At 64.8% G+C, this 26,391-nt stretch carries 31 protein-coding genes; 25 read left to right on the top strand and 6 right to left on the bottom strand.

The features are described 5' to 3' along the window. The 3 genes from AX760_RS19905 to AX760_RS19915 form a co-directional block, all read right to left on the bottom strand. Positions 1-281, bottom strand: a 281-nt coding sequence (locus AX760_RS19905; RefSeq protein ID WP_071834773.1) for a hypothetical protein, incomplete at its 3' end; no start/stop codon positions are given. 11 nt (positions 282-292) lie between these two features. Beyond that, entirely contained in the window at positions 293-508 is a 216-nt protein-coding gene (locus tag AX760_RS19910) for a hypothetical protein (RefSeq protein WP_071834749.1), read from the bottom strand. A 12-nt stretch (positions 509-520) separates the two neighbouring features. After that, positions 521-742 carry a DUF6900 domain-containing protein gene (locus AX760_RS19915; protein WP_071834750.1) on the bottom strand — a complete coding sequence of 74 codons (222 nt, stop codon included), beginning with the start codon at positions 740-742 and terminating at the stop codon, positions 521-523. 122 nt (positions 743-864) lie between these two features. Between AX760_RS19915 and AX760_RS19920 the strand changes: the two genes are divergently transcribed. Together AX760_RS19920 and AX760_RS19925 are read left to right on the top strand one after the other, a co-directional pair. Beyond that, positions 865-1,464, top strand: a complete 600-nt coding sequence (locus AX760_RS19920) for a hypothetical protein (protein WP_245295066.1) — start codon at positions 865-867, stop codon at positions 1,462-1,464. Next, the gene (locus AX760_RS19925; protein WP_071834752.1) at positions 1,412-3,406 is read left to right on the top strand and encodes a phage terminase large subunit family protein; all 1,995 of its coding nucleotides are present in this window, start codon (positions 1,412-1,414) and stop codon (positions 3,404-3,406) included. Before AX760_RS19920 ends, AX760_RS19925 begins: the two co-directional genes overlap by 53 nt. Before the next feature lie 79 nt (positions 3,407-3,485). Here AX760_RS19925 and AX760_RS19930 read toward each other — a convergent pair whose 3' ends face one another. After that, positions 3,486-4,076 carry a dimethylsulfonioproprionate lyase family protein gene (locus AX760_RS19930; protein WP_071834774.1) on the bottom strand — a complete coding sequence of 197 codons (591 nt, stop codon included), beginning with the start codon at positions 4,074-4,076 and terminating at the stop codon, positions 3,486-3,488. 210 nt (positions 4,077-4,286) lie between these two features. Between AX760_RS19930 and AX760_RS19935 the strand changes: the two genes are divergently transcribed. From AX760_RS19935 to AX760_RS19965, 7 genes are read left to right on the top strand one after another with little or no spacing between them, the layout of a single operon-like run. Further along, positions 4,287-4,502 (top strand): phage head-tail joining protein, encoded by a 216-nt coding sequence (locus tag AX760_RS19935; protein ID WP_071834775.1) that lies wholly within the window; start codon positions 4,287-4,289, stop codon positions 4,500-4,502. 3 nt (positions 4,503-4,505) lie between these two features. Further along, positions 4,506-6,020 carry a phage portal protein gene (locus AX760_RS19940; protein ID WP_071834753.1) on the top strand — a complete coding sequence of 505 codons (1,515 nt, stop codon included), beginning with the start codon at positions 4,506-4,508 and terminating at the stop codon, positions 6,018-6,020. A gap of 4 nt (positions 6,021-6,024) precedes the next feature. After that, on the top strand, positions 6,025-7,185 hold the full coding sequence (locus tag AX760_RS19945) for a head maturation protease, ClpP-related (RefSeq protein WP_071834754.1): 1,161 nt from the start codon (positions 6,025-6,027) through the stop codon (positions 7,183-7,185). Positions 7,186-7,189: 4 nt separating this feature from the next. Further along, on the top strand, positions 7,190-7,555 hold the full coding sequence (locus AX760_RS19950) for a head decoration protein (protein WP_071834755.1): 366 nt from the start codon (positions 7,190-7,192) through the stop codon (positions 7,553-7,555). Between the two features lie 23 nt (positions 7,556-7,578). Next, complete coding sequence (locus AX760_RS19955; RefSeq protein ID WP_071834756.1) at positions 7,579-8,592, top strand: major capsid protein; 1,014 nt, start codon at positions 7,579-7,581, stop codon at positions 8,590-8,592. Continuing rightward, positions 8,592-8,903, top strand: coding sequence for a head-tail joining protein (locus AX760_RS19960; protein WP_071834757.1), 312 nt, complete (start codon positions 8,592-8,594; stop codon positions 8,901-8,903). Before AX760_RS19955 ends, AX760_RS19960 begins: the two co-directional genes overlap by 1 nt. Further along, positions 8,900-9,532: a DUF6441 family protein gene (locus AX760_RS19965; protein ID WP_071834758.1), complete on the top strand. Its 633-nt coding sequence runs from the start codon at positions 8,900-8,902 to the stop codon at positions 9,530-9,532. Before AX760_RS19960 ends, AX760_RS19965 begins: the two co-directional genes overlap by 4 nt. A gap of 73 nt (positions 9,533-9,605) precedes the next feature. Here the strand turns inward: AX760_RS19965 and AX760_RS19970 are convergent, their stop codons facing one another. Next, positions 9,606-10,205, bottom strand: coding sequence for a 2-hydroxychromene-2-carboxylate isomerase (locus AX760_RS19970; RefSeq protein ID WP_071834759.1), 600 nt, complete (start codon positions 10,203-10,205; stop codon positions 9,606-9,608). A 133-nt stretch (positions 10,206-10,338) separates the two neighbouring features. On the opposite strand from AX760_RS19970, the gene AX760_RS19975 reads away from it, so the two are divergent. From AX760_RS19975 to AX760_RS26840, 16 genes are all read left to right on the top strand, one after another. After that, positions 10,339-10,758 carry an acyl-CoA transferase gene (locus AX760_RS19975; RefSeq protein WP_071834760.1) on the top strand — a complete coding sequence of 140 codons (420 nt, stop codon included), beginning with the start codon at positions 10,339-10,341 and terminating at the stop codon, positions 10,756-10,758. Between the two features lie 25 nt (positions 10,759-10,783). Next, the gene (locus AX760_RS19980) at positions 10,784-11,722 is read left to right on the top strand and encodes a phage tail tube protein (protein ID WP_071834761.1); all 939 of its coding nucleotides are present in this window, start codon (positions 10,784-10,786) and stop codon (positions 11,720-11,722) included. Then, positions 11,722-12,177, top strand: coding sequence for a hypothetical protein (locus tag AX760_RS19985; RefSeq protein ID WP_071834762.1), 456 nt, complete (start codon positions 11,722-11,724; stop codon positions 12,175-12,177). The genes AX760_RS19980 and AX760_RS19985 overlap by 1 nt, the downstream gene beginning before the upstream one ends. Positions 12,178-12,245: 68 nt before the next feature. Next, the gene (locus AX760_RS27285; RefSeq protein WP_425348877.1) at positions 12,246-12,404 is read left to right on the top strand and encodes a DUF7697 family protein; all 159 of its coding nucleotides are present in this window, start codon (positions 12,246-12,248) and stop codon (positions 12,402-12,404) included. Next, on the top strand, positions 12,397-14,844 hold the full coding sequence (locus AX760_RS19990; protein WP_071834763.1) for a phage tail tape measure C-terminal domain-containing protein: 2,448 nt from the start codon (positions 12,397-12,399) through the stop codon (positions 14,842-14,844). The genes AX760_RS27285 and AX760_RS19990 overlap by 8 nt, the downstream gene beginning before the upstream one ends. Continuing rightward, the gene (locus tag AX760_RS19995; RefSeq protein ID WP_071834764.1) at positions 14,844-15,470 is read left to right on the top strand and encodes a DUF2460 domain-containing protein; all 627 of its coding nucleotides are present in this window, start codon (positions 14,844-14,846) and stop codon (positions 15,468-15,470) included. The genes AX760_RS19990 and AX760_RS19995 overlap by 1 nt, the downstream gene beginning before the upstream one ends. Further along, positions 15,467-15,817: a hypothetical protein gene (locus AX760_RS20000; RefSeq protein ID WP_071834765.1), complete on the top strand. Its 351-nt coding sequence runs from the start codon at positions 15,467-15,469 to the stop codon at positions 15,815-15,817. The genes AX760_RS19995 and AX760_RS20000 overlap by 4 nt, the downstream gene beginning before the upstream one ends. Before the next feature lie 128 nt (positions 15,818-15,945). Further along, positions 15,946-16,602 (top strand): lysozyme, encoded by a 657-nt coding sequence (locus tag AX760_RS20005; protein WP_071834766.1) that lies wholly within the window; start codon positions 15,946-15,948, stop codon positions 16,600-16,602. Then, positions 16,599-16,808: a hypothetical protein gene (locus tag AX760_RS20010; RefSeq protein WP_071834767.1), complete on the top strand. Its 210-nt coding sequence runs from the start codon at positions 16,599-16,601 to the stop codon at positions 16,806-16,808. Before AX760_RS20005 ends, AX760_RS20010 begins: the two co-directional genes overlap by 4 nt. After that, positions 16,805-17,689, top strand: a complete 885-nt coding sequence (locus AX760_RS20015; RefSeq protein WP_071834768.1) for a DUF2163 domain-containing protein — start codon at positions 16,805-16,807, stop codon at positions 17,687-17,689. Before AX760_RS20010 ends, AX760_RS20015 begins: the two co-directional genes overlap by 4 nt. After that, positions 17,686-18,132 (top strand): NlpC/P60 family protein, encoded by a 447-nt coding sequence (locus tag AX760_RS20020; protein WP_245295067.1) that lies wholly within the window; start codon positions 17,686-17,688, stop codon positions 18,130-18,132. Before AX760_RS20015 ends, AX760_RS20020 begins: the two co-directional genes overlap by 4 nt. A 10-nt stretch (positions 18,133-18,142) precedes the next feature. Continuing rightward, entirely contained in the window at positions 18,143-22,108 is a 3,966-nt protein-coding gene (locus AX760_RS20025) for a baseplate multidomain protein megatron (protein WP_071834769.1), read from the top strand. 13 nt (positions 22,109-22,121) lie between these two features. After that, positions 22,122-24,044 carry a DUF2793 domain-containing protein gene (locus AX760_RS20030; protein WP_071834770.1) on the top strand — a complete coding sequence of 641 codons (1,923 nt, stop codon included), beginning with the start codon at positions 22,122-22,124 and terminating at the stop codon, positions 24,042-24,044. Positions 24,045-24,186: 142 nt separating this feature from the next. Next, the gene (locus AX760_RS20035; protein ID WP_071834777.1) at positions 24,187-24,537 is read left to right on the top strand and encodes a DUF4406 domain-containing protein; all 351 of its coding nucleotides are present in this window, start codon (positions 24,187-24,189) and stop codon (positions 24,535-24,537) included. Further along, positions 24,534-25,226 (top strand): DUF2306 domain-containing protein, encoded by a 693-nt coding sequence (locus AX760_RS20040; protein WP_071834771.1) that lies wholly within the window; start codon positions 24,534-24,536, stop codon positions 25,224-25,226. Before AX760_RS20035 ends, AX760_RS20040 begins: the two co-directional genes overlap by 4 nt. A 294-nt stretch (positions 25,227-25,520) precedes the next feature. Then, complete coding sequence (locus AX760_RS26840) at positions 25,521-25,898, top strand: hypothetical protein (protein ID WP_139276527.1); 378 nt, start codon at positions 25,521-25,523, stop codon at positions 25,896-25,898. A 246-nt stretch (positions 25,899-26,144) separates the two neighbouring features. Here AX760_RS26840 and AX760_RS27485 read toward each other — a convergent pair. Continuing rightward, positions 26,145-26,391 (bottom strand): hypothetical protein (locus AX760_RS27485; protein ID WP_210187382.1); only part of this gene is annotated, 247 nt, incomplete at its 5' end.

Consider the following 26,391-nt stretch of genomic DNA (forward strand, 5'->3'; position numbering starts at 1 on the left):
GGGGTATCTGGGGTGATGTCGGCCCAAGCGCCGCCCTGCCAGATGTAAAGGTGGCAAAACTCGCGGGTGGGGCGCGGAAAGATGGGCGGGTCGTGGGGGTTTTCGAACCCCTCGATTTCATCGGCGCGCACCTGCCTGATCTCACTGGCGGCGAGAATGTCCTCGGGCGTCCAGCGCGAGAGCGCGGGCAGCATATGGGCGGGGTAGCCGTCGTAATGGACATACACATGGGCCCATTCGTCTGGGCCGGTCTGGATGGCGATCTGCGCGCGCGTGCTCATTCGGCCCTCCGTCAGATCAGTTGCAGGTCGGCCAGCACGGCGCTGGCGGCAGCCAGCTGTGCTGTCGGCAGTTCGATCTTGAGGTGCGAGAACAGGTCCGAGCAGTCGGCCTTGATCCCTGCGTCCTTCAGCGCCTCCTCGATGCTGGCTGCGACGCTGTTCAGGCGGCTGCGGTCGAGATGGTCAGGCAGCGTGGCGATGTCGATGCGGATGGTGGTGGTGGTCATGGTACGATCCTTTCAGCGGGAGGTTTGGGCGGCCAGCATGGCCTTGGCACCGGCGATGCGTCCGGCTTCAAAGGCGTCTTCAAGGGCTGCGCGCAACGCCCAGACCGCCACATCGTGGAAATCGAGCCGGTCGCTGTTCCGGGTTTCGAGCGTCTCGACGAAGAAGTGCCTGGTGGCGATCTCGAGGATCAACGCTTCGGGCACTGCGGGTTTGGCTTTGGTCGCGATGGTCATGATCTGGTCTCCGATCAGGGATGATTTCCTGATCTCAGAATCGCTCCATTGCAGAGTGTAATCAACTCATTTCCAAGCAATATCATTGCTTTATGAAGGATGCTGGGTGCCAGATGCAGGGGATGAGCGAGCGCCAATATGCCGCCCATGTCGGCCTGTCGCGCGGTGCTATCCAGAAGGCCAAGGATACCGGGCGGCTGGTTCAGCACGCCGATGGGTCGATTGATGCCGTAGCCTCTGACGCGCGCCGCGCTGCGATGACGGACCCCGCCAAGCAACGGGGTGAGGCAAGAAATGCACTGTCACCGTCACCGACCCCCAAGCTGAAGCCGGTGCCGGACACCGCACTGTCGGCCGTGGGCGATACCCTGCGTGAGAATGGTCTGGCCGCGCCCATCACTGGTGGCGGCACGACTTTCCTGCAGGCCAAGACCGCCAACGAGGTGCTGAAAGCGCAGGAGCGCAAGCTGAAGCTCGCCATGTTGAAGGGCGAGTTGATCGACCGCGACCGCGCCGTAGGGCTGGTGTTCCGGCTGGCGCGGGAGGAACGCGATGCTTGGGTGACGTGGCCCGCGCGGGCGGCGGCGCTGATGGCGTCGGAATTGGGGGTGATGATCGCGGATCACGGAAGTCTGGAGCCCGTCATGATGCAGAAGGTTCTGGAAGCCCATGTCCGTGCCCAACTCGACAGCCTCGCCGAGGTCCGCATCGACCTTCGCTGAGTCTGAGATCTTTGAAGGTGCAGATCAACTGCTGCGCAGCTGGCGCCGGGGCCTCCGGCCGGACGCCGATCTGACGGTGTCGGAATGGGCCGATGCGCACCGGATGCTGGGGTCCCGCGCCAGCGCCGAACCGGGGCGCTATCGCACGGCGCGCACGCCCTACATGCGCGAAATCATGGATGCGCTGTCGCCGGGTTCTGCTGTCCAGCGGATCGTGTTCATGAAGGCCGCACAGGTTGGCGCGACTGAAGCCGGGAACAACTGGATCGGCTTTGCTATCCACCATGCGCCGGGGCCGATGCTCGCGGTGCAGCCGACCGTGGAACTGGCAAAACGCAACTCGCGCCAACGGATCGACCCGCTGATCGAGGAAAGCCCGGAGTTGCGGGACCGGGTCAAACCGGCGCGGTCGCGTGACGCAGGCAACACGATGCTGTCCAAGGAATTCGCGGGCGGCATCCTGATCATGACCGGGGCGAACTCGGCCGTGGGCCTGCGCTCGACCCCGGCGCGCTACATCTTTCTGGACGAGGTCGATGCCTATCCGGCTTCGGCCGACGAGGAAGGCGACCCGGTCAGCTTGGCCGAGGCGCGGTCCCTGACCTTCGCGCACCGGCGCAAGGTTTTCCTGGTCTCCACCCCGACGATCCGGGGGCTGAGCCGGATCGAGCGGGAGTACGAGGCCAGCGATCAACGCCGGTTCTTCGTGCCATGCCCGCATTGCAGCCAGTTCCAATGGCTCAAGTTCGAGCGGCTGCGCTGGGAAAAGGGCCGGCCCGAGGCGGCCGCATACCATTGCGAGGGCTGCGACCGCGCCATCGCCGAACATCACAAGACGGCGCTGTTGGAGGCGGGCGAATGGCGGGCAACCGCTGTCGCCGCCGATCCCGGCACCGTCGGCTATCACCTCTCGGCGCTTTATTCGCCGATCGGCTGGCTCAGCTGGGAGCGGATCGTGCGGGCATGGGAGGCAGCGCAGGGCTCGGATGAATCTATCCGGGCGTTCAAGAACACGATCCTTGGCGAAACATGGGTGGAAACCGGCGAAGCGCCGGACTGGTCGCGGCTCTATGATCGCCGCGAGACATGGAAGCCGGGCATTGTGCCGGCGGGCGGTCTGTTCCTGACCGCCGGGGCCGATGTGCAGAAGGACCGGATCGAGGTCGACGTCTGGGCCTGGGGTCGGGGCGGAACAAGCTGGCTGGTCGATCATATCGTGATCGAGGGTGGTCCGGACCATCAGGGCGCGTGGTTGGAGCTGACAAAGCTTCTTGACCGGACGTGGATCCATCAAAACGGCGCGCAGTTGCGGCTGGCCAAGCTGGCCATCGACACCGGCTATGAAGCTCCGGCGGTTTATGGCTGGTCGCGGCGGCAAGGCTTGGCGCAGGTTGCCCCGGTCAAAGGCGTCGAGGGGTTCAACCGGTCAAGCCCGGTCTCGGGCCCGACCTATGTCGATGTGACCGATGCGGGCAAACGCCTGCGCCGGGGCGCGCGGCTCTGGACGGTGGCGGTCTCCACCTTCAAGGCGGAGACCTATCGCCATCTCGGCCTGCCGCGCCCGACGAAGGAGGAATTGGCCGAGGGCGTAATGTTCCCGCCCGGCACGGTGCATCTGCCCGACTGGGTAGAAAGCGAATGGCTGAAGCAGCTGGTGGCCGAGGAACTGGTCACCGTGCGCACCAAACGCGGCTTCGCCCGGCTTGAATGGCAGAAATTGCGCGAGCGCAACGAGGCACTGGATTGCCGGGTCTACGCCCGCGCCGCTGCCTGGATCGTCGGCGCTGATCGGTGGTCCGAGGCGCGCTGGGTCGATCTGGAGGCGCAGGTGGCAGGGGATGGCAAGACGGACGGGGGAGGTGAAATAGCCGCAGCGGGATCCATCCGTGCGGTGCGCAGTCCCGCGCGGCGCAGGTCGGTGGCGTCGAACTACATGCGGTGATCAGAAGGCGTTTCCCTGCGCCGGCAGTGCCAGTTGTCGGCGCAACAAACAGTCCCGCTGGTTATATATCGCCCGCGGGTCAGCCGAGGATCACTGATTTCGCCGCCAGATCACCGCCGCGCCATAGATAAAGCGCCGCCATCGGCTCGGTTCCACAGCGCATCGCATGCGGCACCCAGGGTGCGTGGTGGATCACCTGGCCGGGCCGGACCCGTACAAAATCTGCGTTACCCTTTTGCCATTCAGCCACGCCCGATAGCGGCAGATACAGCTCTTCGGCCTGATGGGCATGCGACGGATAGGTAAGGCCGGGTGCAAGCAGAAGCACACCGCAGGCCAGACTGGTGCTGGGGACCGGGCCACGCAGCCCGATGAACTCAGTCCAGCCGTACCTCTTTAGGAAATCTGCCCCGAAATCGACAGCCGCATAGGTTTGACGCCATTGCAACATGGGTGCCGCCGCGACCATCGCTGCGACAAGGTCAGCCGTCTGTGCAGGAGGGGCAAGGCGGTTCAGCCAGTCGCAAACCTCCAGCCGCGTCGGCGGACAAATCCGGCGATCAACGCTCTCGGGCCAGTCGGACAGAAACGGTACGGCCTCTGGAACCTGCCTGATCGTCCGCTCCACAGTGGCCAAAATCGTCTCGAATACCGCCCCGTCCATAGTCATCCTGATGTTCCCTAATCCTCGCTGAAAGCCTACGGCATCCACTCCAAGTCCAATAGCCCCACCTGCCCATTTTCTGACAATCTCCGCGAACGAGGCGGGCGCACTCTCGATGAGATGAAAGCGATCCCGCGGGACCAAGGTCAGCTGTTCCCTGTGTGCGGATGGCACAGCGGCAGCGGCGACGTTCCCTATCAAGAAAAGGCCTGCACCATGCCCACAACAGTTGAGCTGAAGACACGCCGTGAAGCGCTGGCGGCGTCGCGCTCCAGCGGTGTGGCCCGCGTGAGCTATGACGGCAAGACCGTGGATTACCGCAGCATCGCCGAGATCGACCGGGCGATTGAGATCCTAGACCGCGAGATCGCAACAGCCGAAGGGCGCAAAATCATCCGGCAAGTCCGCGTGATCACTAGCAAGGGGCTGTAGCGGATGGGCTGGCTCAATTCCTTTCTCCGCCGGGGAACCAGCGGTCCTGTAGTTGTGCGTGCCCGGCTGGAAGGGGCTATGTCACAGCGGCGGCTGCGGGGCTGGCAACCGCCCTTGGAGAACATCAACTCGCTGGTCGCCTCGGGCGGTCCGCGTCTGCTGGCGCGGTCGCGCGAGTTGGTGGTAACCAACGGCTATGCGGCGAATGCCTGCGAGGCTTTTGCGTCGAACCTGGTGGGCGATGGGATCAAGCCGTCTTCCCTGATTGAGGATCCAACCTTGCGCGATCAGGTGCAGCGGTTGTGGCTCGCCTGGACCGATGAGGCGGATGCCGATGGGCTGACCGATTTCTACGGGCTGCAGGCGATGGTGGCGCGCGAGATGTTCGTCGCGGGGGAGTGCTTTGTCCGGATGCGACCGCGCCGGGCGGAGGATGGTCTTTTGGTGCCAATCCAGCTGCAACTGCTGCAATCGGAGATGCTGCCCTTCGAGAAAACCGAAACCGCCGCAAACGGCAATCGCATCCGATGCGGGATCGAGTTCGATGCCATCGGGCGGCGCCAAGCCTATCACTTCCGCCGCCGCCATCCCGGCGACAGCACCGATCAGGGCGCATTCACGTCCGAGACGGTCCGTGTTCCCGCCGGGGACGTGCTGCACATCTACCGGCCCATCGATGCGGGTCAGATCAGGGGCTTGCCGCATGTCGCACCCGCCATGGTGCGGCTGTTTCTGCTCGACCAGTACGACGATGCCGAACTGGACCGGAAGAAGACCGCGGCGATGTTCGCGGGCTTCATCACCAAGACAGCACCCGAAGAGCAGTTGATGGGCGAGATCGAGGCGACCGACGACAGCGGTGCAACCGTCAGCCTAGAACCCGGCACCCTGCAGGTGCTCCTTCCAGGCGAAGACGTCAAATTCTCCAGCCCCGCAGATGTCGGGGGCGGCTATGAGGCGTTCCAATACCGGACGCTGCTGTCGGTCTCGGCCTCGCTGGGGCTGCCCTATCATCTGGTCACCGGCGATGTGCGGCAGGCCAACTATTCCAGCTTGCGCGCCGAACTGGTCGAGTTTCGCCGCCGCGTCGAGCAATTGCAGCACGGTGTTGTCGCGCATCAGCTCTGCCGTCCGGTCTGGGCGCGCTGGCTGGAAACGGCGGTGCTATCGGGCGCATTGGAGATACCGGACTTCGCCCGCTCTGCTGCGCGCTACCGCCCGGTGAACTGGATCCCGCCACGCTGGGATTGGGTCGATCCGCTGAAGGACATCCAGGCGCAGGTGCTGGCGATGGAAGCCGGGATCGTATCGCGCCGCAAGGTCGTCCAGGCGACGGGCTACGACGTCGAGGAAATCGACCGCGAAAACGCGACCGACGCGGCCCGCGTGGCGGCACTGGGTCTGCATTACCGCACCAGTCCGGGCGAGACGCAGGGCGCACGAGCGACACCGGCGCAATTGCCGGATGCTGGCGGCGACGCTGGTGCAGGCACCAACGATACATCTGAACAGGAGTGACAGCATGAACAGCTGGTACACAATCCGCGCCCTAGCCACAGGCGCGGAGGTGGTGATCTATGACGAAATCGGGGCCTATGGCGTGTCGGCCAAAGGGTTTCTGGCGGAACTGGGCGCGTTGCCGGATGCCACGCCTCTGGCCTTGCGTCTGAACAGCCCAGGCGGGTCGGTCTTCGATGCCGTTGCGATCTACAACGCCATCAAACGCCATTCCGGCACGGTCACAGTCTGGATCGACGGCATTGCAGCTTCGGCGGCGTCGTATATCGCCATGGCGGGCGACGAGGTTATCATGCCGGAAAACGCCTTCCTGATGATCCACGACCCTGCAGGCATGGTCATGGGCTCTGCGACCGACATGCGCGCGATGGCCGAGGCATTGGACAAGATAAAGGGCAGTCTGTTGCAAGGCTATGCCGCCAAATCTGGCAGGCCGCAGGAGGAAATCGCCCCTTTGATGGCGGCAGAGACCTGGCTCGATGCCAAGGACGCGCTCGATCTCGGTTTCGCTGACCGAATTGCAGGGCCGGTCCGAATGGCCGCGCGGTTCGATGTGGGGCGTTTTCGCAATGCGCCCCCTTCGCTGGTTGATGTCACGGCAGACGGGCGGGATGCGGCTGCGGCCGATGGAGAGGATGGTGACATCACCGCAGGTCTTGCAGGCGAGGCGTCTGACGACGATCCCGCTACCGGCGATGCCAACCCAGACATCGCACCCGACAGCCACTCGGCCGCCACTGGCCCTGATGCTGTCGAAACCCCGTCGATGGGTTCCGATCCGGGCTCTGACCCGGGGGTGGAAACTCTTGGTGCTGCCGAGACTTTCGACGCCGATACCGTCCTGCACCCGGACGCCGCGCCAGCGCCCGAAGCCGATTGCACCGTTGCCGCTGCCAACGGTGCAGCCGATGCCGCCAGCATCCGTGCCACAGCGTTGAACCATGCTCGCGTCGTCGTCGATCTCTGCCGTCTGGCCGGTCAGCCGCAGATGGCGGGGCGGTTCCTCGAGCGCGACACCGGCCTCGACGATGTCCGCGCGGCCCTGCTGGCCACCCGCGCCGAAGCGGAACCCGACATTTCCGCCGCCCATCCGCAACCGGGACGCCCGTCTGGCGCGCGCCCTTGGGGCGACGTCATCGCCCGCACCTTCCGTCTGAAAGGATAAACCCATGCCCACGCTTACCGAAACCCGCCACGCGGGCGGCTTCCTCGTCTGGGAAGCACTCCGCGACTATTGCCGCAGCACGGTCGTTCTGGCCTCCGGCAATCTCCAGCCCGGCACCATTCTGGGCAAGATCACCGCCTCGGGAAAATATGCCGCCCACGATCCCGCCGCCGCGAACGGCACCCAGACGGCAGCCGCCATCCTCTGGGACAGTGTCGATGCCAGCGGCGGCGACAAGAACGCCGTCGTGTTGATCCGCGGCCCCGCCATCGTCAACCAATATGAAATCACCATCCCCGGCACGCCCACCGTGCCACAGATCGCCGCTGCTCATGCAGCCCTGCTGACGCTCGGCATCCTCGTCCGATAACCCCCAAAATCAGGAGGCACCCCATGGCCACCATGGACATCTTCGAAGGCGATGCCTTCTCGATCATCGAACTTACTCGTGCGCTCGAAAACATCCCCTACAAACCTGCCACGCTGTCTGGTTCGGGCTTGTTCGGGCCGCGCGGCGTGCGCTCTCGCACTGTCGTGATCGAGAGTCGCGACGGCACGCTGTCGCTGATCCCGTTCTCCGAACGCGGCTCGGCCTACGACCAGCAGACCCCTGAACGCCGCGATGTGCGGGCCTTCGTCTGCCGCCAGTTCAAGAAGCAGGACGTGATCTGGGCCTCGGAAATCCAGCAGGTGCGCGACTTCGGCAGCGACTCCGCCACCCAGCAGGTGCAGGCCGAGGTCGCTCGCAAGCTGGGCCGCCTGCGCAATGACGCTGAGACCACTTTTGAGTATCATTTGTTCAACGGCATGCAGGGGCTGGTCAAAGACCCGCGTGACGGCGCCACGGTGGTGAACTACTTCACCGAGTTCGGCATCACACCGGCGGCGGAGGTGGACTTCGATCTCGACAACGCCACCCCAGCATCGGGCGCGTTGCGCAAACGCTGCCAGGCACTGATCGAAAGCGTCGAGGATGTGATGGGCGGGCTTGCCAGCGGCGCTATCGCTCTGCGCGCCGAATGCGGCTCGGCCTTCTTTGCCGATCTGGTGGCGCACAAGGAGGTGCGCGAGACCTACCTCAACACGGCCGCCGCTGCTGATTTGCGGTCCCGCATCGCCGACGAGGTCAGCTTTGGTGGCATCACCTTCCGCCGCTACCGGGGCGGGGCGGGCTTCGGCGTGGCCACAGACAAGGCCGTGTTCTACCCAGAGGCCGTCGACGGGCTGTTCGAAATCTACCACGCCCCCGCCGATACGTTCGAGACGGTGAACACGCTGGGCCAGCCGCTCTACGCGCGGATGATCCCCGACCGGGACCGGGATGAATGGGTGCGGCTCGAGATTGAGTCGAACCCGCTGCCAATCTGCACCCGCCCGCAGGTGCTGCGTTCGGCACGGCGGACGTGATGTCTGCCTTTGCCGCCGCCGTCGGCGCGCTCTTCGCCGATGGCAACATCGGACGCGATGCCGTCTATATCGCCGACGGCGGCGCACCGGTTATGGTGCGCCTCATTGCCCGGCGCTCCGATGACGTCACCGAGTTCGGCGATGCACGGCTCTGGTCGGAAACCACTCGTGTCGACCTGCAGGTGGCTGAAGTGCCAAACCCGCACCCCGGCGACAGGATCGAGATCGATACCGATGCCTTCCTCATTCAGGGCGAGCCCGTCCGCGATCGTGAACGGCTGGTCTGGACAGTTGACCTGAGGCCTGCATGAAACTGCGACTCGACATAGATCCCGACATCGTCGCCATGATGGCAGCGGAGGTTGCAGCGGGCGAACGCACCGTGACGGCCGCGATGCGCGAGGCCGGAACCGGCCTGAAATCCGCCTGGCGGACGCAGATCACCGGCGCGGGGCTGGGCACCCGGCTTGCCAACTCGATCCGGCTCGCCAGCTTCCCGAAATCCGGCGAAAGCCTGAACGCTGCGGCATTGGTCTGGTCGAACGCCCCGGTGATCATCGGTGCGCATGACACCGGCCCGCTGATCCGCTCGAAGAACGGCTTTTGGCTGGCAATCCCGACTGCAGCTGCTGGCAAAAGCAGCAAGGGCGGCCGGATCACCCCCGGCGAATGGGAACGCCGCACTGGCCTGCGCTTGCGGTTCATCTATCGCCGGAGGGGCCCAAGCCTGCTGGTGGCCGAGGGGCGGTTGAACACGGAGGGCCGCGCCGTGGCATCAAAGTCGAAAACCGGGAGGGGCGTCGTCACCGCGCCGATCTTCCTGCTGGTGCCGCAAGTCAAGCTGCCGAAGCGGCTGGATCTGGCGCGGGATGCAGAACGGGCGCATGACGCGGTACCGGGGCTGATCGTGGCGAATTGGGTGGACGGGCGATCCAGTTGACGGAAGCGATACTGACGAAGCGGATTTAGGTAGAGATAGCAAGATCCATACTCGTGAATGGGGATATCTCAGTTCAGGTAAGTTTTCCCACGCGAGCCCAATTGATTGCATCGTCGAGCCGATCGTCGCCCCAAAAAAGTTCACCGTCTACGAGGAAACTCGGTGAGCCAAAGACGCCAACCTCCATTGCCTGGTTCGTCGCGAGGGTGAGCGCCTCGACAATGCGGGAAGCCTGAGCGGCTTCGATGACGCGGATCGGGTCTTCACCGATCTCGGACAAGCTGTCGGAAAGATTTGCATCCTCCCCAGCAGGCTGCCCCACCTCAAACCAGCGGCGATACGTGGCCCGCGTGTAAGCCTCGCCCCAACCTTCTTCGGCACCCAGAATTGCCACTTGGTTGGCAAGAACGAGACCAGGCAACGGGTAGGGCGCAGGAATTGTTGGGGCCAGCCCATATCGCGCGGCACGCCGTTCGATGTCGCGCCACATATGAGCGGTTTTTTCCGGCTTATCTTTGAACGGAATGTTGTTCTGCGCCATCATCACACGGCGGACATTGAAAGGGCGCCAACGAAAGTCGATGCCTGCCGTCTGAGCCACACCCGACAGTCGCATAACGGTCAAGTAGCTATAGGTGCTGCCAATGGAATACCAGAAATCGATCATCGCCATTTCGGCTCTCCTTTTCCTCTGCCAAATGACCGCATGCCGGCCAAGCATTGTCCGGCCACTGCAGAATAGCACTTGGCGGCAGAGGTGTCTGCAAATGGCTCATCGTTCACTCTTCGCTGGTGTCGTGTAAGCCGTGCCCAGCCCCCGCGAAACCATCATCGCCGCGCTGCACGCGCGTCTTTCGGCGCTGCCCGCCATTGCCCTGCGCGGTGACGTCCTGCCCGAACGCATACCCGCTGCTGGCCTCCTGATCCTGCGCGACGGCGAACCGGGTGACCCGGCGGTCACGCTGTCGCCCCTGCGCTACCATTACCAGCATCGGGCCGAGATCGAAGCGGTCGTACAGGGCACCGCCCGTGACACCGCTTTCGATGCGCTCTGCGCCAGCATCGGCGCGGCGATTGCCGCCGACCGCACGCTGGGCGGCCTTTGCGACTGGGTCCAAGCCGAAGCGCCGCGCCCCGTCGATCTACCGGTCGAGGGTGCCGCCAGCCTGAAGGCGGCGGTGATCGCGGTCATCCTGCATTATTCCACGGCCGACCCACTGGCCTGACCCCCACACACGATAGGAGAATACGATGGCACGAGCCCAAGGGGCGCGGGCGCAGATGGCGCTTGCCTATGAGACGATTTACGGCACCCCGCCGGTCGGGGGTTTCACCAGAATGCCCTTTGCCAGCACATCGCTTGGATCGGAGCAGCCGCTGCTGAACAGCGAATTGCTCGGTTATGGCCGCGACCCTCTCGCCCCGATCAAGGACGCGGTGACGGCCGACGGCGATGTCATGGTGCCGATGGATGCCGAGGCTTTCGGGTTCTGGCTGAAGGCAGCCTTCGGCGATCCGATTACCTCTGGCGTTGGGCCCTACACCCATGAGTTCCGCTCGGGCAGCTGGACCCTGCCGTCGATGTCCATCGAGACCGGCATGCCAGAGGTGCCGCGCTTTGCGATGTATTCGGGCTGCGTGCTGGATCAGCTGTCTTGGCAGGTGCAGCGCTCGGGCCTGTTGACCGCCACCGCCCGGCTGGTGGCACAGGGAGAGGCAATTGCGACGACTACCGCCTCAGGCACACCAGCCGAACTGGGCCTGAGGCGGTTCGGACACTTCAACGGCGCGATCAGCCGGAATGGGTCTGCGCTTGGCAATGTGGTCTCGGCCGAAATCACGTATGCGAACAACCTCGACCGGATCGAGACCATCCGCAGCGACGGCAAGATCGACGGGGCAGACCCGTCCATTGCGGCGCTGACCGGCCGGATCGAGGTGCGCTTCGCCGACAGCACGCTGGTAACGCAGGCGATCAACGGCGATCCCTGCGAGATCAGCTTTGCCTATGTCCTGCCATCGGGCGAAAGCCTCACCTTCACCGCCCACGCCGTCTATCTGCCGCGTCCCCGGATCGAGATTTCTGGGCCGCAGGGCGTGCAGGCGACATTCGACTGGCAAGCGGCGAAAGCTGCCAGCCCCGCCCGCATGTGCACCGCAACCCTGATCAACGATATCGAGGCCTACTGATGATCCGTCTGAACCTGACCGCCACGCCCGAGTGGCTGAACCTCGCCCCCGGCTTGCGCCTGCTGATGGGCCCCCTGACCACCGCGCTGATGGTTTCGGCCCGTGCCGATCCTGCCATCGAGGCACTGTCTGAGGGTGCTTCCCAAGAGGAACTGGCGCTGACCATGGCCAAGGCCGTGGCCCGGCGCGCAGTGCTGGATTGGGAGGGCGTCGGCGATGACGCGGGCAACATCGTGCCCGTTTCGCCTGAAGGCATTGATGCCCTGCTGGAAATCTGGCCGGTATTCGAAGCCTTCCAGACCCAATACGTCGCCAAGGGTCTCATCCTGGACGCGGAAAAAAACGTCTCCGCGCCCTTGCCGAGTGGTCCTTCGGCGGGGGCGATCGCTACTGCGCGGCCTGCACACCCTGCGAGGGCCGCGGGGGCATCTGCCCCGACTGCCCCGCAAGACTGAACCGGCCGCAAACGCAGGACGGCTGGCAGGTCTGGGATCTGGTCGGCCGCCTTGGTGGGCAGTTGCGGGTGATCCCCGGCGCAGTGCTGGGCTGGGACATGGGCGCGGCCCTCGCACTCGCGGCCGCGCTGGGCATCGACCCCCTGATCGCGGCCGAACTGCTGCCCGAGATCGAAGCGGTGATGGTGCGCAAACTGAACGAACAGATCGGAGACGGCCATGGCTGAAAAACGCGTCTCTGTCCGCTTGGTCGCCGAGGGCGGCCGTCAGGTCCGGGCCGAGTTGGAAGGCATCGGCGAGGCTGGCGCGCGCGGTTTCGGTCGTCTGTCCTCGGAGATGGAAGAGGCAAATGTCCGGCTCGGCAGCTTCGCCCGCAATGCCGGGATCGCGCTGGCGGCAGTGACCGTCGCTTCTGCGGCGGCTGGCGTAGCGATGATCCGGTCGGGCCTAGACAACATCGGGGCGCAAGCCGATATGGCTGCCTCGCTGAAAACCACGGTGGAAAGCCTGCAGGTGCTGACATGGGCCGGCGAGTTGGCCGGTGTCTCGATGGGCGAGATCGAACAAGCCACCAAGAAGCTGACCACCCGGCTATCGGAAGCTGCTGCCGGGTCGGGCTCTGCGGTGGGGGCGTTGCAGCGGCTGAACTTGACTGCCGCCGAGTTGCAAGCGATGCCGCTGGACCAGCGTATCGTCGCCATTCAGGAGGCGCTGAACCGTCTCATCCCCGAAGCCGAGCGCGCGGCTGTGGCCTCTGATCTCTTCGGCGACAAGGCGGCACTGGCTTTCCTGCGCATCGACTCCGCTACCCTGCGAGAAGCGGCGCAAGACGTTCAAGACTTCGGCGTGGCGGTCAGCGTGGCCGATGCCGCCCAGATCGAACGCACCGGCGATGCAATCGCCAAGCTGAGCCTGATCTGGCTCGGCCTGACGAACCGCCTCACCGCTGCCGTTGCCCCGGCGCTGGAAACCGTGGCCAATGCCCTCGCCAATATGGCACGCAGCCCCGGGCCGATTGGCGGCGCGATCAATGCTCTCTTCGACAATATTGGGCGGCTGACCACCTATGCCACGACCTTCGCCGCCCTTATGGCGGGGCGCTGGGTGGCGGAGCTGGCTATGGCAGCGCTGTCCGTGCGCAGCCTTGCCACGGCATTGGTTTTCCTGCGCGGGGCGCTGATCCGCACAGGCATCGGCGCATTGATCGTGGGCGCGGGGGAACTGGTCTATCAGTTTTCGCAACTCGTCACCCGGGTTGGCGGGGTGGGTGAGGCGTTCCGGCTGCTGGGCGATCTGGCATCGGAGGTCTGGTCGCGCATCGGCCTGTCGCTCGACGCCGCATTCGCCAACATGGCTGCGGGTTGGGAAGGCCTGAAGGCGGCCGGGCTTTTGGCTCTCGAAGGCACCATCGCGGGGGTCGTCAGTTTCGGTGACCGGACGGCAGCGATCTTCCAGGGAGCCTATGATGCGGCGGTCGCGATCTGGGGCAGCTTGCCCGGCGCCATTGGTGATTTCGCCTTCCAGGCCGCAAACGGGCTGATCTCCGGCGTCGAGGCGATGCTGAACGGCGTCGTCACGCGCATCAACACCTTCATCAACGGGTTGAACGCCGCCTTGGACCTGCTGCCCGACTGGGCGGTAGGCGAAGGTGGTGTCCGGATCGGCACGCTCGACCCGCTGACGCTGGGCCGGATCGACAACCCCTTAGCCGGATCGGCCGAAGCGGCGGGCGCTGCGGCGGCGGATGCCTTCTCGGCCGCCCCGTCGCGCACCTATCTCGAGCCGCCTGACCTCGGGCTTGGCGCGATGGCCGACGATGCCCGCGCCCGCGCCGACGGCTATCGCGAGGCGGCGGGCATGCTGGCCGATGCAGCGGGCCGCCCCCTGGCCAGCTGGCAATCGCTGCGCGACGCGGTGACGGGAACCGGGACGGAAGCCGAAGCGGCACTGGCCGATGCGGCCACTTCGGCGGATGCGCTCGACATCGAACTGAACGATACCGCTGTTGCTGCCGGAAGCGCGGGTGCGGCCGCGCGCGATGCCGGGGCTGCTGCTGCCGAGGGGGCCGATCAGGCCGCAACCGTCTGGGGCGCGGTGACCGCTGCGCTCGCCGACTATGCCGCCAAGGCGCGCAATATCGGTGGCGATATCGGCCAGGCGCTGGTCGGGGCCTTCACTTCGGCCGAGAACGCGGTGGGCGAGTTCGTCAAGACCGGCAAGCTCGACTTCCGCGACCTCGTCACCTCGATGATCGCCGATCTGGCCAAACTGGCGGCCCGGCGCTTCATCCTTGGCCCCATTGCCAACGCTTTGTCCGGCGCACTTAGCGGTGCGGGTGGGCTCTTTGCAAATATCCTGCATGCCGGTGGGGTGGTCGGATCGCCGGGCCCGGGCCGCATGGTGCCCGCGCTGGCCTTCGCGGGCGCACCACGCATGCACTCTGGCGGCTGGGCCGGGCTGAAACCTGACGAGGTCCCGGCGATCCTGCAACGGGGTGAGCGGGTTCTGTCGCGCCGGGAAGCGGCTGGCTACGGCCGGGGTCAAAGTGCAGCCTCGAATATCTCCGTCACAATCAACGCGCGTGACGCCGAAAGCTTCCGGCAATCCCGCACACAGGTCGCGGCCGACATCGCCCGCGCCGTGTCGCTGGGCCGAAGGGGCATGTGATGGCGTTCCATGATGTACGTTTTCCCGACAACATCAGCCGGGGCGCTCGGGGCGGGCCGGAACGACGCACCCAGATTGTCGAGCTGGCCAGCGGCGACGAAGAACGCAATGCCAGCTGGGCCAATTCCCGCCGCCGCTTTGATGTCGCCTATGGCATCCGTCGCGCCGATGATCTGGCTTTGGTCGTCGCCTTCTTCGAGGCGCGCAACGGCCGCTTGCACGGCTTTCGCTACAAGGACTGGGCGGATTACAAATCCTGCCTGCCGTCGCAAGCGGTGGCCCCGACCGACCAGCCCATCGGCACTGGAAATGGTGCGGTCACCACCTTCGGCCTGCTGAAACGCTACACCTCCAGCGCGCAAAGCTGGACCCGTGCCATCGCCAAGCCGGTCGCGGGCAACGTCCGCATTGCCCTGAATGGCGTCGAGCAGATGTCAGGCTGGAGCGTCGATACCACCACTGGCAGCATCACGTTCGCCGCCGCACCGGGTGCAGGCGTCGCGATCACTGCGGGCTTCGAATTCGATGTGCCCGTCCGCTTCGACACCGACATGCTCGACGTCACCCTCGACCTCGAGCGTCTCGGCTCAATCACATCCATCCCGCTCTTGGAGATCCGGCGATGAACGAAGAAACTGGCTTTGTCGCCGCAGTCCTGCGCGATCTGGCGACCTCCACCGCTGTAATCCTTGCGGCCTGGGGCGCTCTGGGCGGCGCGACCAATGCGCTGACCACGCGGATGCGGCTGCGCGATGCTCTGCGCCACATCCTGCTCGGTGGTCTGATCGCGGCCGGGATGGGCAGCCTGTCCATGGCGATCATCACCGCTTGGCTCGGCCTGCCATCACAGGCAATCCCGGCCGGGGGTGCGGCAGGCTCCGCCGCCTATCTGGTCGGCGTGTTTGGCCCCGCCTTCATCGAGGTCGTCCTCGCCCGGCTGCGCGGCAGCAAGGGGGGCAATACTGATGCATGAGCTTCTCCGTCTCGCGCGCTCTATCCGCTGCGATGCCGCTGATCCCGGCCAAGCCTTCAGCCACCGTCTCCGCATCGGCGTCCTTGTCGCCGTCCTGATCCTGCTCCTCTCACTTTTAGGGTGATCCCATGCACATGACAGACCGGGGCCTTCTGGCCCTCGTCCGGCACGAAGGACTCGTGCCCGGACCCTACCTCGACGTCAAAAACGTCTGGACCTTCGGCATCGGCCATACCGCTGCGGCGGGGGGCCCAGATCCGGCACGGATGTCGCGCGGCATGCCCGCCGATCTGGATGCCGGGATCCATGAAGCCTTCCGGCTCTTCCGCGTCGACATCGTGGCCTACGAGGCGGAGGTGCTGCGGGCCGTGAAGGTGCCGCTGGAAACGCACGAGTTCGATGCGCTGGTATCGTTCCACTACAACACCGGCGGCATCGCCAAGGCCTCGCTGACCCGCCATCTGAACACAGGCAATCGTGCCGCCGCCGCGCAAGCCTTCATGGGCTGGCTCAGGCCCGCAGCGATCCGCACTCGCCGTGAGGCCGAGCGCGATCTGTTCCGCGATGGCCGCTATCCGACCGGCACCATCCCGGTATGGGCGGTGGACCGAAACGGACGGGTCGATTTCTCGCGACCGATCCGCCGTCTGACCGAGGCCGAGGCGCTGGCAATGCTGCGCGTGACGAGCCTGCCAATGCCACCGACCATGCCGACCCGACCCGTCGTTGCCCAGTCATGGTGGCAGCGTCTGATGGAATTTCTCACAGGAAAGGCAACATCATGAACTGGAACCTTGCACGCGGGCTGGTCTATCTGGCCTGTCTTGCCGCCTCTGGGCTGGCCATGGCCGGACTGGCAGATTTCGACCTGGTGACCGGCAGCTTCGATCTCCGTCCCTTTAACCTCTACGCCTTGACCGGCACGTCCGGGGGCGTGATTTCCTCGGCGCTGGCCTCTTTCGCCCTGTGGCGGGGTTGGGGGCGGAAGTGAAGTCCCTCGCACCCGCACTTCAGGCTCATCTCGACGAGGGCACGACGACGCTGGCCTGGTGCTGGCGGATCGTACGAGCCGATGGGGTGACGCTTGGCTTTACCGATCATGATCGGACCCTCACATTCGATGGCACCGCTTTCGAGCCCGAAAGTGGCTTTGCGGCCTCCGAGGTGCGCTCGGGGTCGGACCTGGCGGTCGATGCGCAGGATGCCCAAGGCGTACTGTCCTCCGACCGGATCACCGAGACCGACATCCTCGATGGCCGCTGGGACAATGCGGGCGTCGAGGTCTGGCGGGTGAACTGGGCCGACACCGGTCAGCGCTTGCTCATGCGGCGCGGGGCCATCGGCCAGATCCGACGCGGGCGGCTGGTGTTCGTCGCCGAGGTGCGAAGCCTTGCCCATGTCCTCGGCCAGACCGTCGGACGGACGTTTCAGGCGACCTGCGATGCCGCCCTTGGTGATGCGCGCTGCGGCGTCAATCTCGAGGCCCCGGCGTTCAAGGGCACCGGCGTGATCATCGACCTGCTGCGAGACCGCGCCTTCACCACCTCGGGGCTTGGCGGCTTCACGGCGGGCTGGTTCACCTTCGGCACCCTCGACTGGACCAGCGGCGCCAATTCTGGGCGGCGGGCTGAGGTGTTGTCGCATGAGATCGTCGACGGGGTCGGCATCGTCACCCTGCTGGAAGCGCCGGTGCGGGCCATCGCCGGATCAGACAATTTTACCGTTCGCGCCGGTTGTGACAAGCGCATCGCGACCTGCGGCACCAAGTTCGCCAATGTCGCCAACTTCCGGGGCTTTCCGAACATTCCGGGTCAGGATGCTGTCCTGCGCTATGCCAGCCAGAACGGCGGGCATCAAGGAGACGTGCTGTGAGCCTGCTGCCCCATATCGAAGGTCCCGATCCGGTCATTGCCACCGCCTGCGGCTGGCTTGGCACACCTTATCATAACCAGGCCAGTCTGCGCGGGGTCGGTTGCGATTGCCTCGGCCTCGCGCGCGGTGTCTGGCGCGAAGTGGTGGGGGACGAACCTTTCCCGATCCCGCCCTACAGCCGGGACTGGGGCGAAACGGGGCCGTGCGAAGTGCTGGCGGAGGGCGCGCGGCGCATGATGCCGGAAATTGCCCCGGATGAGGCTGGCCCCGGCGCGCTGCTCCTGTTTCGCATGGCCCCGCGCGCCATCGCCAAGCATGTCGGCATCCTGACCGCGCCGGACCGCTTCGTCCATTCTTACGAACGGCTGGGTGTCGTGGAGGAAATCCTGACCCCGATCTGGCGGCGGCGTATCGCCTTCGCATTTCTGTTCCCCAAACGCTGAGGCCTCACACATGGCAACTCTTGTTCTCGGCGCCGTCGGCACTGCCATCGGCGGGGCTTTTGGCGGGGCGATCCTTGGCTTTTCTGGTGCTGCCATCGGTGGCTTCATCGGTTCCACCGTGGGATCGGTCGTCGACAGTTGGATCGTGTCCTCGCTGGCCCCGGCCCAGCGGATCGAGGGCGCGCGGCTCGACACGCTGCGCATCACATCGGCCACCGAAGGGGCGGTGATCCCGCGGCTTTTCGGGCGCATGAGGATTGGCGGCAACATCATCTGGGCCACCGATTTCCGCGAGGAGACCAAGACCACCACTCAAGGCGGCGGCAAGGGCGGCGGGGGCGGCAAGGTCAAGACCACCGAATACCTTTACTACGCCAGCTTTGCAGTCGCGCTGTGCGAAGGGCCGATCACTGGCATCGGCCGCATCTGGGCCGATGGCAAGGCAATGGACATGACTGGCGTGACCTGGCGCTGGTATCCAGGCAACGAGGCGCAGACTGCCGATCCGTTCATCGCAGCCAAGACGGGCGCGGCGAACACGCCCGCTTATCGCGGCACGGCCTATGTCGTGTTTGAGGATCTGGCGCTGGCGACCTTCGGCAACCGTCTGCCGCAGCTGTCGTTCGAGGTCTTCCGCCCGCTGGCTGATCCCGACACCGCCGAGGGACTGGTGAAGGCCGTCACCCTGATCCCGGCCTCAGGCGAGTTCACCTATGCGACCGACGCCATCCGCAAAGGCAGCGCCGGTGCAACAGTTGCCGAGAACCTGAACGCGCTGCCCGACCAGCCGGACATCGTGGTGGCGCTGGACCGGTTGCAGGCGATGGCCCCGGCGGTCGAGAGCGTCAGCCTCGTGGTGGCGTGGTTCGGCGATGATCTACGCGCGGGGTCCTGCAAGGTGAAGCCCGGTGTCGAGGTCGCCACCAAGGCGACCACGCCCGCCAACTGGTCGGTGAATGGGGTCAGCCGGGCCAGTGCCCACCTGGTCAGCCGTGACGCCGAAGATCGCCCCGTCTATGGCGGCACGCCTGCGGATTTCGCGGTGGTGCAGGCGATCCATGAGATGAAGGCACGCGGGCTGCGGGTGACGTTCTATCCCTTCCTCCTGATGGATGTCCCGCCCGGCAACACCCTGCCGAACCCCTACAGCGCCAATTCCGCCACGCCCGGCCAACCTGCCTTCCCTTGGCGGGGGCGGATTACTTGTTCCCCGGCGGCGGGTTTTGCGGGATCAGTGGACAAGACCGGCACGGCCGCAACGCAGGTAACGGCACTGTTCGGGGTGGCGACGCCCGGCAGTTTCAGTGTCTCAGGCGAGAGCGTCAGCTTCGCCGGATCGCCCAGCAACTGGGGCCTGCGCCGCATGGTGCTGCACTACGCGCATCTTTGTGCTGCGGCGGGCGGGGTCGATGCCTTCCTGATCGGCACCGAGATGCCAGGGCTGACCACCATCCGCTCGGGGACCAGCACTTATCCCGCCGTCACCGCGTTCAAGACCCTCGCGGCCGACGTGAGCGCCATTCTCGGCGCGGGCACCAAAGTCGGCTATGCCGCCGACTGGTCTGAGTATTTCGGCCATCACCCGGGCGACGGTTCGGGCGACGTATATTTTCACCTCGATCCGCTCTGGTCGGACGCCAACATCGACTTCGTCGGCATCGACAACTATCTGCCGCTGTCGGATTGGCGCGATGGCTTCGACCATGCCGATGCCCTCGAAGGCTGGCCCGCGATCTACGACCGCGCGTATCTGCAGGCGAACATCGCCGGGGGTGAAGGCTTCGACTGGTTCTATGCGAGCGCGGCTGACCGCTCCGCGCAGATCCGCACGCCGATCACCGATGGCGCGGTGGGCAAGCCGTGGGTCTTTCGCCCCAAGGATATCCACGCTTGGTGGACGAACCCGCATTGCAACCGGCCGGGCGGGGTGGAAAGCGGCACTCCGACGGCATGGGTGCCGCAATCCAAAGCCATCCGCTTCACCGAACTCGGCTGCCCGGCCATCGACCGCGGCACGAACCAACCGAATGTCTTCTTCGACCCGAAGTCGTCCGAAAGTTTCACGCCGTATTTCTCGCGGGGCTGGCGGGACGATGCGATCCAGCGGGCCTATCTGGAGGCCAGCTACCTGCACTGGGGCGACCCGGCGAACAACCCGCTGTCGTCTGTCTATGGCGGCCGCATGGTGCATGTGCCGGAATGCGCCGCCTGGACCTGGGACGCGCGACCCTATCCGTTCTTCCCCGAACTGACCGATGTCTGGACCGATGGTCCCAACTGGCGGCTTGGACACTGGCTGACCGGGCGGCTGGGAGCGGTGTCGCTGGCGGCGCTCGTCCGCCACCTTTGCCTGCGCGCCGGGATGCTTGAACACCTGATCGACGTGTCCGGCCTCTGGGGGGCCGTCGAAGGTTATGCCATCGCAGCACTTGAAGCGCCCAGATCCTCGATCAGCACGCTGGCCCGGCATTTCGGCTTCGATGCCATCGAGACCGAAGGCATGATCCGCTTTGTCATGCGCGGGCGGGCGTCCGTTGTGAGCTTGGCGCATGACGACCTCGTGGCATCCCGCGAAGGCGAGGCGCTGGAACTGGTCCGCGCGCAGGAAACCGAACTGCCGCAGGCGCTGAAGTGGCAGGTGGCCCGCGCCGATGAGGACTATGATGCGGCGCTTGTCGAGGCCCGTCGCATCACCGTCGACACCACCCGCATCGCCTCGGAAAGCTTCCCGATGGCAATCCCGCCCGAGGAGGCCGAACGCCGCTGCCGCCGCGCGCTGATGGAAGCCTGGATCGGCCGCGAAAGCGCCACCTTCCGCCTGCCGCCCTCGAGGTTGGCGCTGGACCCAGCTGACGTGATCCGACTGCTCCATGACGGCCGCGAAATTGAGTTACGCCTCGTGTCCATCGCTGATTCCGATGGGCGCGGCGTTGAGTCCGTCCGCCAGGATCGCGCTGCCTATGATCTGCCACCCGGTGATCCGCGTCCAGCCTCGCTTACCCGCTCCGTGGTGTTTGGCGCACCGGATGTCGTCCTCCTGGACCTGCCGCAACTCTCCGAGGATCAGCCTGCGCACCGGCCGATGATGGCCGCCCATGCCGTTCCATGGCCGGGCGAGATGGCAGTGTTCCGCAGTCCCTCAACCGATGGGTTTGCCTTGCTGACCACCTTTGGCAGTCGCGCCCGGATCGGCACGCTGGTGTCGGATTTCTATTCCGGTCCGACCTCGCGCTTCGATCTCGGCAATGCGCTGGTCGTCGATCTTGCCTCCGGCACGCTGGAAAGCGTCACCGACCTGACCCTGTTCGGCGGTGCCAATGTGCTGGCGGTGGAGGCGGCACCCAGCATCTGGGAGATCGTGCAGGCGGGTGCGGCAGAACTGATCGCCCCCGGTCGCTATCGCCTGACCCGCCTCCTTCGAGGTCAGCGCGGCACCGAAGCCGCAATGGGCAATCCCGCCCCGGCAGGGGCACGGGTGGTGGTGCTGGACTCCACCCTTGCCCCGCTGCCCATCGCCGAGGCCGACCTCGGTCTGCCATGGAACTGGCGCATCGGTCCCGCGGCGCGCGCTGTCAGTGACGCGAGCTACACCGCGCTGGCCTTTACGCCCGCAGGGCGCGGCCTCGTGCCCTTCGCCCCCGTCCATGTCGCGCAACCGTGGCGGACAGCCCGCAGCCCCGGCGATCTGACACTCCGCTGGACGCGGCGATCTCGCGCGCTGGTCGCCGATGCCTGGGAACAGGTCGAGGTGCCGCTGGCCGAGGACCTGGAAAGCTACGACGTCCAGATCCTTGATGGGTCAGCGGTCAAGCGCACGCTGACCAGCACCACGACCTCCGTCCTCTACACAGCCGCACAGCAGACCGCCGACTGGGGCGCACCGCTAGGGCTTGGTCAGACGCTGGCCATCCACATCTACCAACTCTCGAACCGCCTCGGTCGCGGTGATCCCGCCACTGTCATCCTCCAGTTCTGAAGGCCCGCGCCCCATGTCCGATACCTCCACCCATCTTGGCCTGCCATACCTTCTCGCAGCCCAAGCCCAGAAGCATGTCACCCACAACGAGGCCCTGCGCCTTCTGGACGCCATGGTCCAACTCTCGGTTCTCGACCGCACGCGGACCACGCCGCCTGCCAGCCCCGCCGACGGCGACCGGCATCAGGTGGCCTCAGGTGCTGCAGGGCTGTGGGCCGGGTGGGATCTGAACGTGGCCTTCTGGGTCGATGGCGTCTGGATGCGCCTCGTGCCTCGCCAAGGCTGGCTGATCTGGATAGCGGCCGAGCAGGCCTTCGTGGTCTGGAATGGCAGCGTCTGGGACCCGGTTGGCGTGCCGCAGGATGTGTCCGACGCGATCTTCAGCCTGGTGAACGATGCCGATCCGACGAAAAAGGCGCTGTTTTCGCTGTCCGGGATCACCACCGGCACGACGCGCACCTTCACACTGCCGAACACCTCGTCGGAACTGGCAATCCTCGCGGGCACCCAGACCTTCACCGGCAACAAGACCTTCTCCGGCACGCTGACCGCCTCGGGTACGGTCACGGTCTCGGCGGCATCGGCCAGCATCGGCACCGCCACGACAACCGCCACCTATGGCATGGGCACTGGAGCGACGACCACCGGCGTCACCAAGACCGTGAACCTCGGCACGGGTGGCGCGTCCGGATCCACTACAGTCGTAAACATCGGCTCGGCCACGGCGGGGGCCGGGGGCACGACCGTGGTGAATACCCCCACGGTCACCTTCGCCAATGCCGTGACACAGGTCGGCATGCCCCAGGCCAACCTGACCGCCCAGCTTCTCGGCCTCGGCGGGGCGACGGCCGACAGCTACAACCGCGTGTCGGTCAACACCCCGGCACTGCTGTTCAACAACGCCGGGGCCGGGATCGAGGCCACCGTCAACAAGGCGGCGGCCGGGAATGATGCGGCCTTTGCCTTCAAGACCGGGTTTTCGGCGCGGGCGCTGATCGGCCTCTTGGGCAACGACGATTTCAGCGTCAAAGTCAGCCCGGATGGCTCGGCCTTCTTTGACGCGATCAAGATCGACCGCACCAGCGGCCAGGTGGAACTGCCACAGCCGACCATCCTGCCGGGGCTCAGTGCTGCGCCAACTGCGCCGCCGTCTGGCAAGGCGGCCGTCTATGCTCGCAACCGGGCGGGGGCTCCGTGGATCGACGTCATGCGCTCCTCCGGCCGGGATTTCCCGTTGCAACCGCATTTCGGGGTCAACCGCATTGCAAACTGGTCGCCGTCAGTCACCACCACGATCACCACCGAAGGCCTGCCGATCACGTCGGTCGGCACCGTCTCGACCCCAACGCTCGCCGCAACAAACCTAGCCGCCAGCATGCGCCGCTGGCGGCTGACTTCGGCGGCACTGGTGGATTCGGTTGCCGACCAGCGCTCCGCTGGCTGGGCCTGCTGGCGTGGCAACGCGGCGGGATTGGGCGGCTGGACCTTCGTCACGCGGATTTCACTGACGACCCTGCAGGCGACTGGCATGGGCTTCTTCGGGCTTTATGGCTCGACCGCCGCGCTGGCCACCACGCTGACGCTGGCCGCCGCCATCAACTGCATCGGCATCGGCTTCCAGCGGGGCACGCACACTCGCTGGCAACTGGTCGCGAACGACGGCACCAGCGCGCCGACGCTGACCGACATGGGGGCGAGTTTCGGCATTGCGACGGGTGGGGTGCTGACCCTCTTCATCGCGGCACCGCCCAATGGCAGCTCGGTCTGGGTTCGGGTGGTGGACGAAGTTACAGGCGCGGTGTTCGAGCAGGAGATCAGCGCTGATCTGCCTGCCAGCACCCAGTTCTTGTCGCCTAGGCTATTCATGAACAATGGTGCCACGGCAGCAGCGGTCGCCTTTGACTGCTCGGGGGTCTATGTGGAGACGGATTATTAACTCATGAAAGCTCGCGGCACGCTGAAACTCAGATTGAGCGTCATACTTTTGGGTGACGACAATGGCTTACGCCCGGTTTAGCCAAAATCCACCAAAGACGTCATGGTGCACAGTCACGGAGAATCTTGCAATGTCAAAGTCGCTGATGATTTTAATCGCCGGCCCCTATCGCTCCGGCACGGATGATAATCCTGAAAAGATGGCTGCAAACCTGGCGCGGCTAGAGGAGGCGGCCTGGCCGCTGTTCGAGAAAGGTCACGTGCCGATGATCGGGGAATGGGTTGCGCTGCCCATCTGGACACGCGCCGGTGGGCAAACCGTCGGCGATGAACTCTATGAACACATTCTGCATCCGACGGCCCGGCGCCTTCTTCATCATTGCCATGGAGTTCTGCGCCTGCCTGGTGCCTCCAAGGGCGCTGACAACGATGTGGCTATCGCAAGAGAGCGTGGCATTCCCGTCTGGTTCTCAATCGACGAGGTTCCATCATGACTTCGCGCTTCAGGTGGTCCGACCTGCGACTGCCGTTGATGCTTTTGTTGATAACGGCCGTGGCCATTCTGTCCAGTGCCGTTCGTCTTGTTATCCTAGCAATTACCCCCGAAACCGAAATTGGCCAGTTTGATCTTCTCGATCAGCGCTATTTCCTGAATCGAACAGGCATGTGGCTACATGTCTTGCCAGGCCTTTTGTTCTTGGTACTCGGGATAGTGCAGTTCATGCCTGCAATGCGTCGCAGAAGCCCGCATCTCCACCGTTGGATGGGGCGGGTTGCTCTTGCCAGCGGACTGATGTCGGCTCTTGCACTCTATTGGCTGGCATTCAGCCTGCCCGCGATGGGTGGCGCACTGACTATTGCCGGTACTTATGTATTCGCGAGCTGGATGATCATATCCCTGATCGCTGCCTGGTGGGCTATCCGGCGCAGGCAAACGGCGCTTCATCGGGCCTTTATGATCCGCGCCTATGCAATCGGATCGGCTGTTGCGACCATACGGTTGCTTGGTATTTTTGGAGAAATGGTCTTTGGCATAAGTTTCCAGGCCAACTTCGGCCTGTGGCTTTGGATCGGGATGAGCCTTCACTTGATCGCAGCTGAACTGATCGTCAGGCAGGTATTTTCGGTGACGGCTCGCCCCGTGCTCCGGTCTGTCATATTGCCTCTCCCTCCCGAGCGCTGAAAATCAGCAAACGCTATTCCCCTGAATACGGGTCCACGAACGGCGACGCCAACGAGCGAGAGTTCGCCGTGATCGCCGCATTGTTTTTCGTGACTTCCGTCGTGGTCGTCATTTGCCAATCCCAGGCTCCGGCATGATGCCAAGATCAAGATACCGATCATTTCACGATCAAGACACTAGACCCCATGATCACCGTGTCACCTGACTGGTTCGGCAGCCTCTCCCGCGTCATTCTCCTTCGAGGGTTTCGCCGGATTGGCTGGCGCCGAGCCTCACGAATGGGGCAGAGACCAAATGCAGAATATCATGTTTATCAGGCTGGATGTCCACAAGGCGACAATTTCGTTGGCGGTTGCGCCAGGCGACCGGGTCGGCGAAGTGCGGCATTGGGGCACAATCCCGAACCGAGCCGATCATGTCCGCAAGCTTGCCGACAAGCTCGGGAACGATGGGCGTCTGCTTCACTTTTGTTATGAGGCCGGGCCTGGCGGCCGCATCCGCTTCAGCACCGCTGCCTTGCGTTCCGGTGAATATCCCACGTCATCGTCCTATCCGGCCCACCTGAGAAATAGAGGAAAACTGGAGCAGCGGACAACTTCCCTGACACAGGGGGGCCGTCACTCAGCCCTAGGCTGGAAAAGCCCCTTGGCATTCAAACGCAAAGTGGCCTAACCGAGCACTTGAAGCGGCACCAAACCGCGACAGTTCCAATGGGAATCCTGTGTCATGTGGAGAAGCACTATTGTTGAGAAAAACTCTCACAGCCGCGAGTTTTGGGCAAGGGGTGGCCAAGATCAGAGATTTCTATATCGTCGCGTAGAAGCGATTTGACCCAAGGTTTTCAACGGACCGAGCCACGCATCATGGTGACCAAATCAAGAAGTGCCGATATCTCGCAAGGATCGAAACAGCAGCAAGTTATCTGACGATGGTTTTCGTCTGCCAGAAACGCTTCCCGGCAAATTGGAAGACAGCAATGGCGGCCAATACCCATAGAAAGCTCCAAAGCCACCACATCCGAACCAGATCTTCCGCCTCGTGAGAGCGGCGGTGCAAAAGTCGGCCACGGTAGCGGCGGAATAGTCCGGCTGCGGGCGGAGTAAAATCCGGCCACCTATTTCTCTTCTGCGACGAATGCAGGAGGGCTTGGGGATCTACACCGTGG

Source organism: Pararhizobium antarcticum, from assembly GCF_001885585.1.
Taxonomy (GTDB): Bacteria; Pseudomonadota; Alphaproteobacteria; order Rhizobiales; family Rhizobiaceae; genus Pararhizobium; species Pararhizobium antarcticum.

Bases quoted from the DNA above. Each gene is read 5' to 3' on its own strand.
- AX760_RS19910 (WP_071834749.1), bottom strand. From the start codon at position 508: ATGACCACCACCACCATCCGCATCGACATCGCCACGCTGCCTGACCAT.
- AX760_RS19915 (WP_071834750.1), bottom strand. From the start codon at position 742: ATGACCATCGCGACCAAAGCCAAACCCGCAGTGCCCGAAGCGTTGATC.
- AX760_RS19920 (WP_245295066.1), top strand. From the start codon at position 865: ATGAGCGAGCGCCAATATGCCGCCCATGTCGGCCTGTCGCGCGGTGCT.
- AX760_RS19925 (WP_071834752.1), top strand. From the start codon at position 1,412: ATGTCCGTGCCCAACTCGACAGCCTCGCCGAGGTCCGCATCGACCTTC.
- AX760_RS19930 (WP_071834774.1), bottom strand. From the start codon at position 4,076: ATGACTATGGACGGGGCGGTATTCGAGACGATTTTGGCCACTGTGGAG.
- AX760_RS19935 (WP_071834775.1), top strand. From the start codon at position 4,287: ATGCCCACAACAGTTGAGCTGAAGACACGCCGTGAAGCGCTGGCGGCG.
- AX760_RS19940 (WP_071834753.1), top strand. From the start codon at position 4,506: ATGGGCTGGCTCAATTCCTTTCTCCGCCGGGGAACCAGCGGTCCTGTA.
- AX760_RS19945 (WP_071834754.1), top strand. From the start codon at position 6,025: ATGAACAGCTGGTACACAATCCGCGCCCTAGCCACAGGCGCGGAGGTG.
- AX760_RS19950 (WP_071834755.1), top strand. From the start codon at position 7,190: ATGCCCACGCTTACCGAAACCCGCCACGCGGGCGGCTTCCTCGTCTGG.
- AX760_RS19955 (WP_071834756.1), top strand. From the start codon at position 7,579: ATGGCCACCATGGACATCTTCGAAGGCGATGCCTTCTCGATCATCGAA.
- AX760_RS19960 (WP_071834757.1), top strand. From the start codon at position 8,592: ATGTCTGCCTTTGCCGCCGCCGTCGGCGCGCTCTTCGCCGATGGCAAC.
- AX760_RS19965 (WP_071834758.1), top strand. From the start codon at position 8,900: ATGAAACTGCGACTCGACATAGATCCCGACATCGTCGCCATGATGGCA.
- AX760_RS19970 (WP_071834759.1), bottom strand. From the start codon at position 10,205: ATGGCGATGATCGATTTCTGGTATTCCATTGGCAGCACCTATAGCTAC.
- AX760_RS19980 (WP_071834761.1), top strand. From the start codon at position 10,784: ATGGCACGAGCCCAAGGGGCGCGGGCGCAGATGGCGCTTGCCTATGAG.
- AX760_RS19985 (WP_071834762.1), top strand. From the start codon at position 11,722: ATGATCCGTCTGAACCTGACCGCCACGCCCGAGTGGCTGAACCTCGCC.
- AX760_RS19990 (WP_071834763.1), top strand. From the start codon at position 12,397: ATGGCTGAAAAACGCGTCTCTGTCCGCTTGGTCGCCGAGGGCGGCCGT.
- AX760_RS19995 (WP_071834764.1), top strand. From the start codon at position 14,844: ATGGCGTTCCATGATGTACGTTTTCCCGACAACATCAGCCGGGGCGCT.
- AX760_RS20000 (WP_071834765.1), top strand. From the start codon at position 15,467: ATGAACGAAGAAACTGGCTTTGTCGCCGCAGTCCTGCGCGATCTGGCG.
- AX760_RS20005 (WP_071834766.1), top strand. From the start codon at position 15,946: ATGCACATGACAGACCGGGGCCTTCTGGCCCTCGTCCGGCACGAAGGA.
- AX760_RS20010 (WP_071834767.1), top strand. From the start codon at position 16,599: ATGAACTGGAACCTTGCACGCGGGCTGGTCTATCTGGCCTGTCTTGCC.
- AX760_RS20025 (WP_071834769.1), top strand. From the start codon at position 18,143: ATGGCAACTCTTGTTCTCGGCGCCGTCGGCACTGCCATCGGCGGGGCT.
- AX760_RS20030 (WP_071834770.1), top strand. From the start codon at position 22,122: ATGTCCGATACCTCCACCCATCTTGGCCTGCCATACCTTCTCGCAGCC.
- AX760_RS20040 (WP_071834771.1), top strand. From the start codon at position 24,534: ATGACTTCGCGCTTCAGGTGGTCCGACCTGCGACTGCCGTTGATGCTT.
- AX760_RS26840 (WP_139276527.1), top strand. From the start codon at position 25,521: ATGCAGAATATCATGTTTATCAGGCTGGATGTCCACAAGGCGACAATT.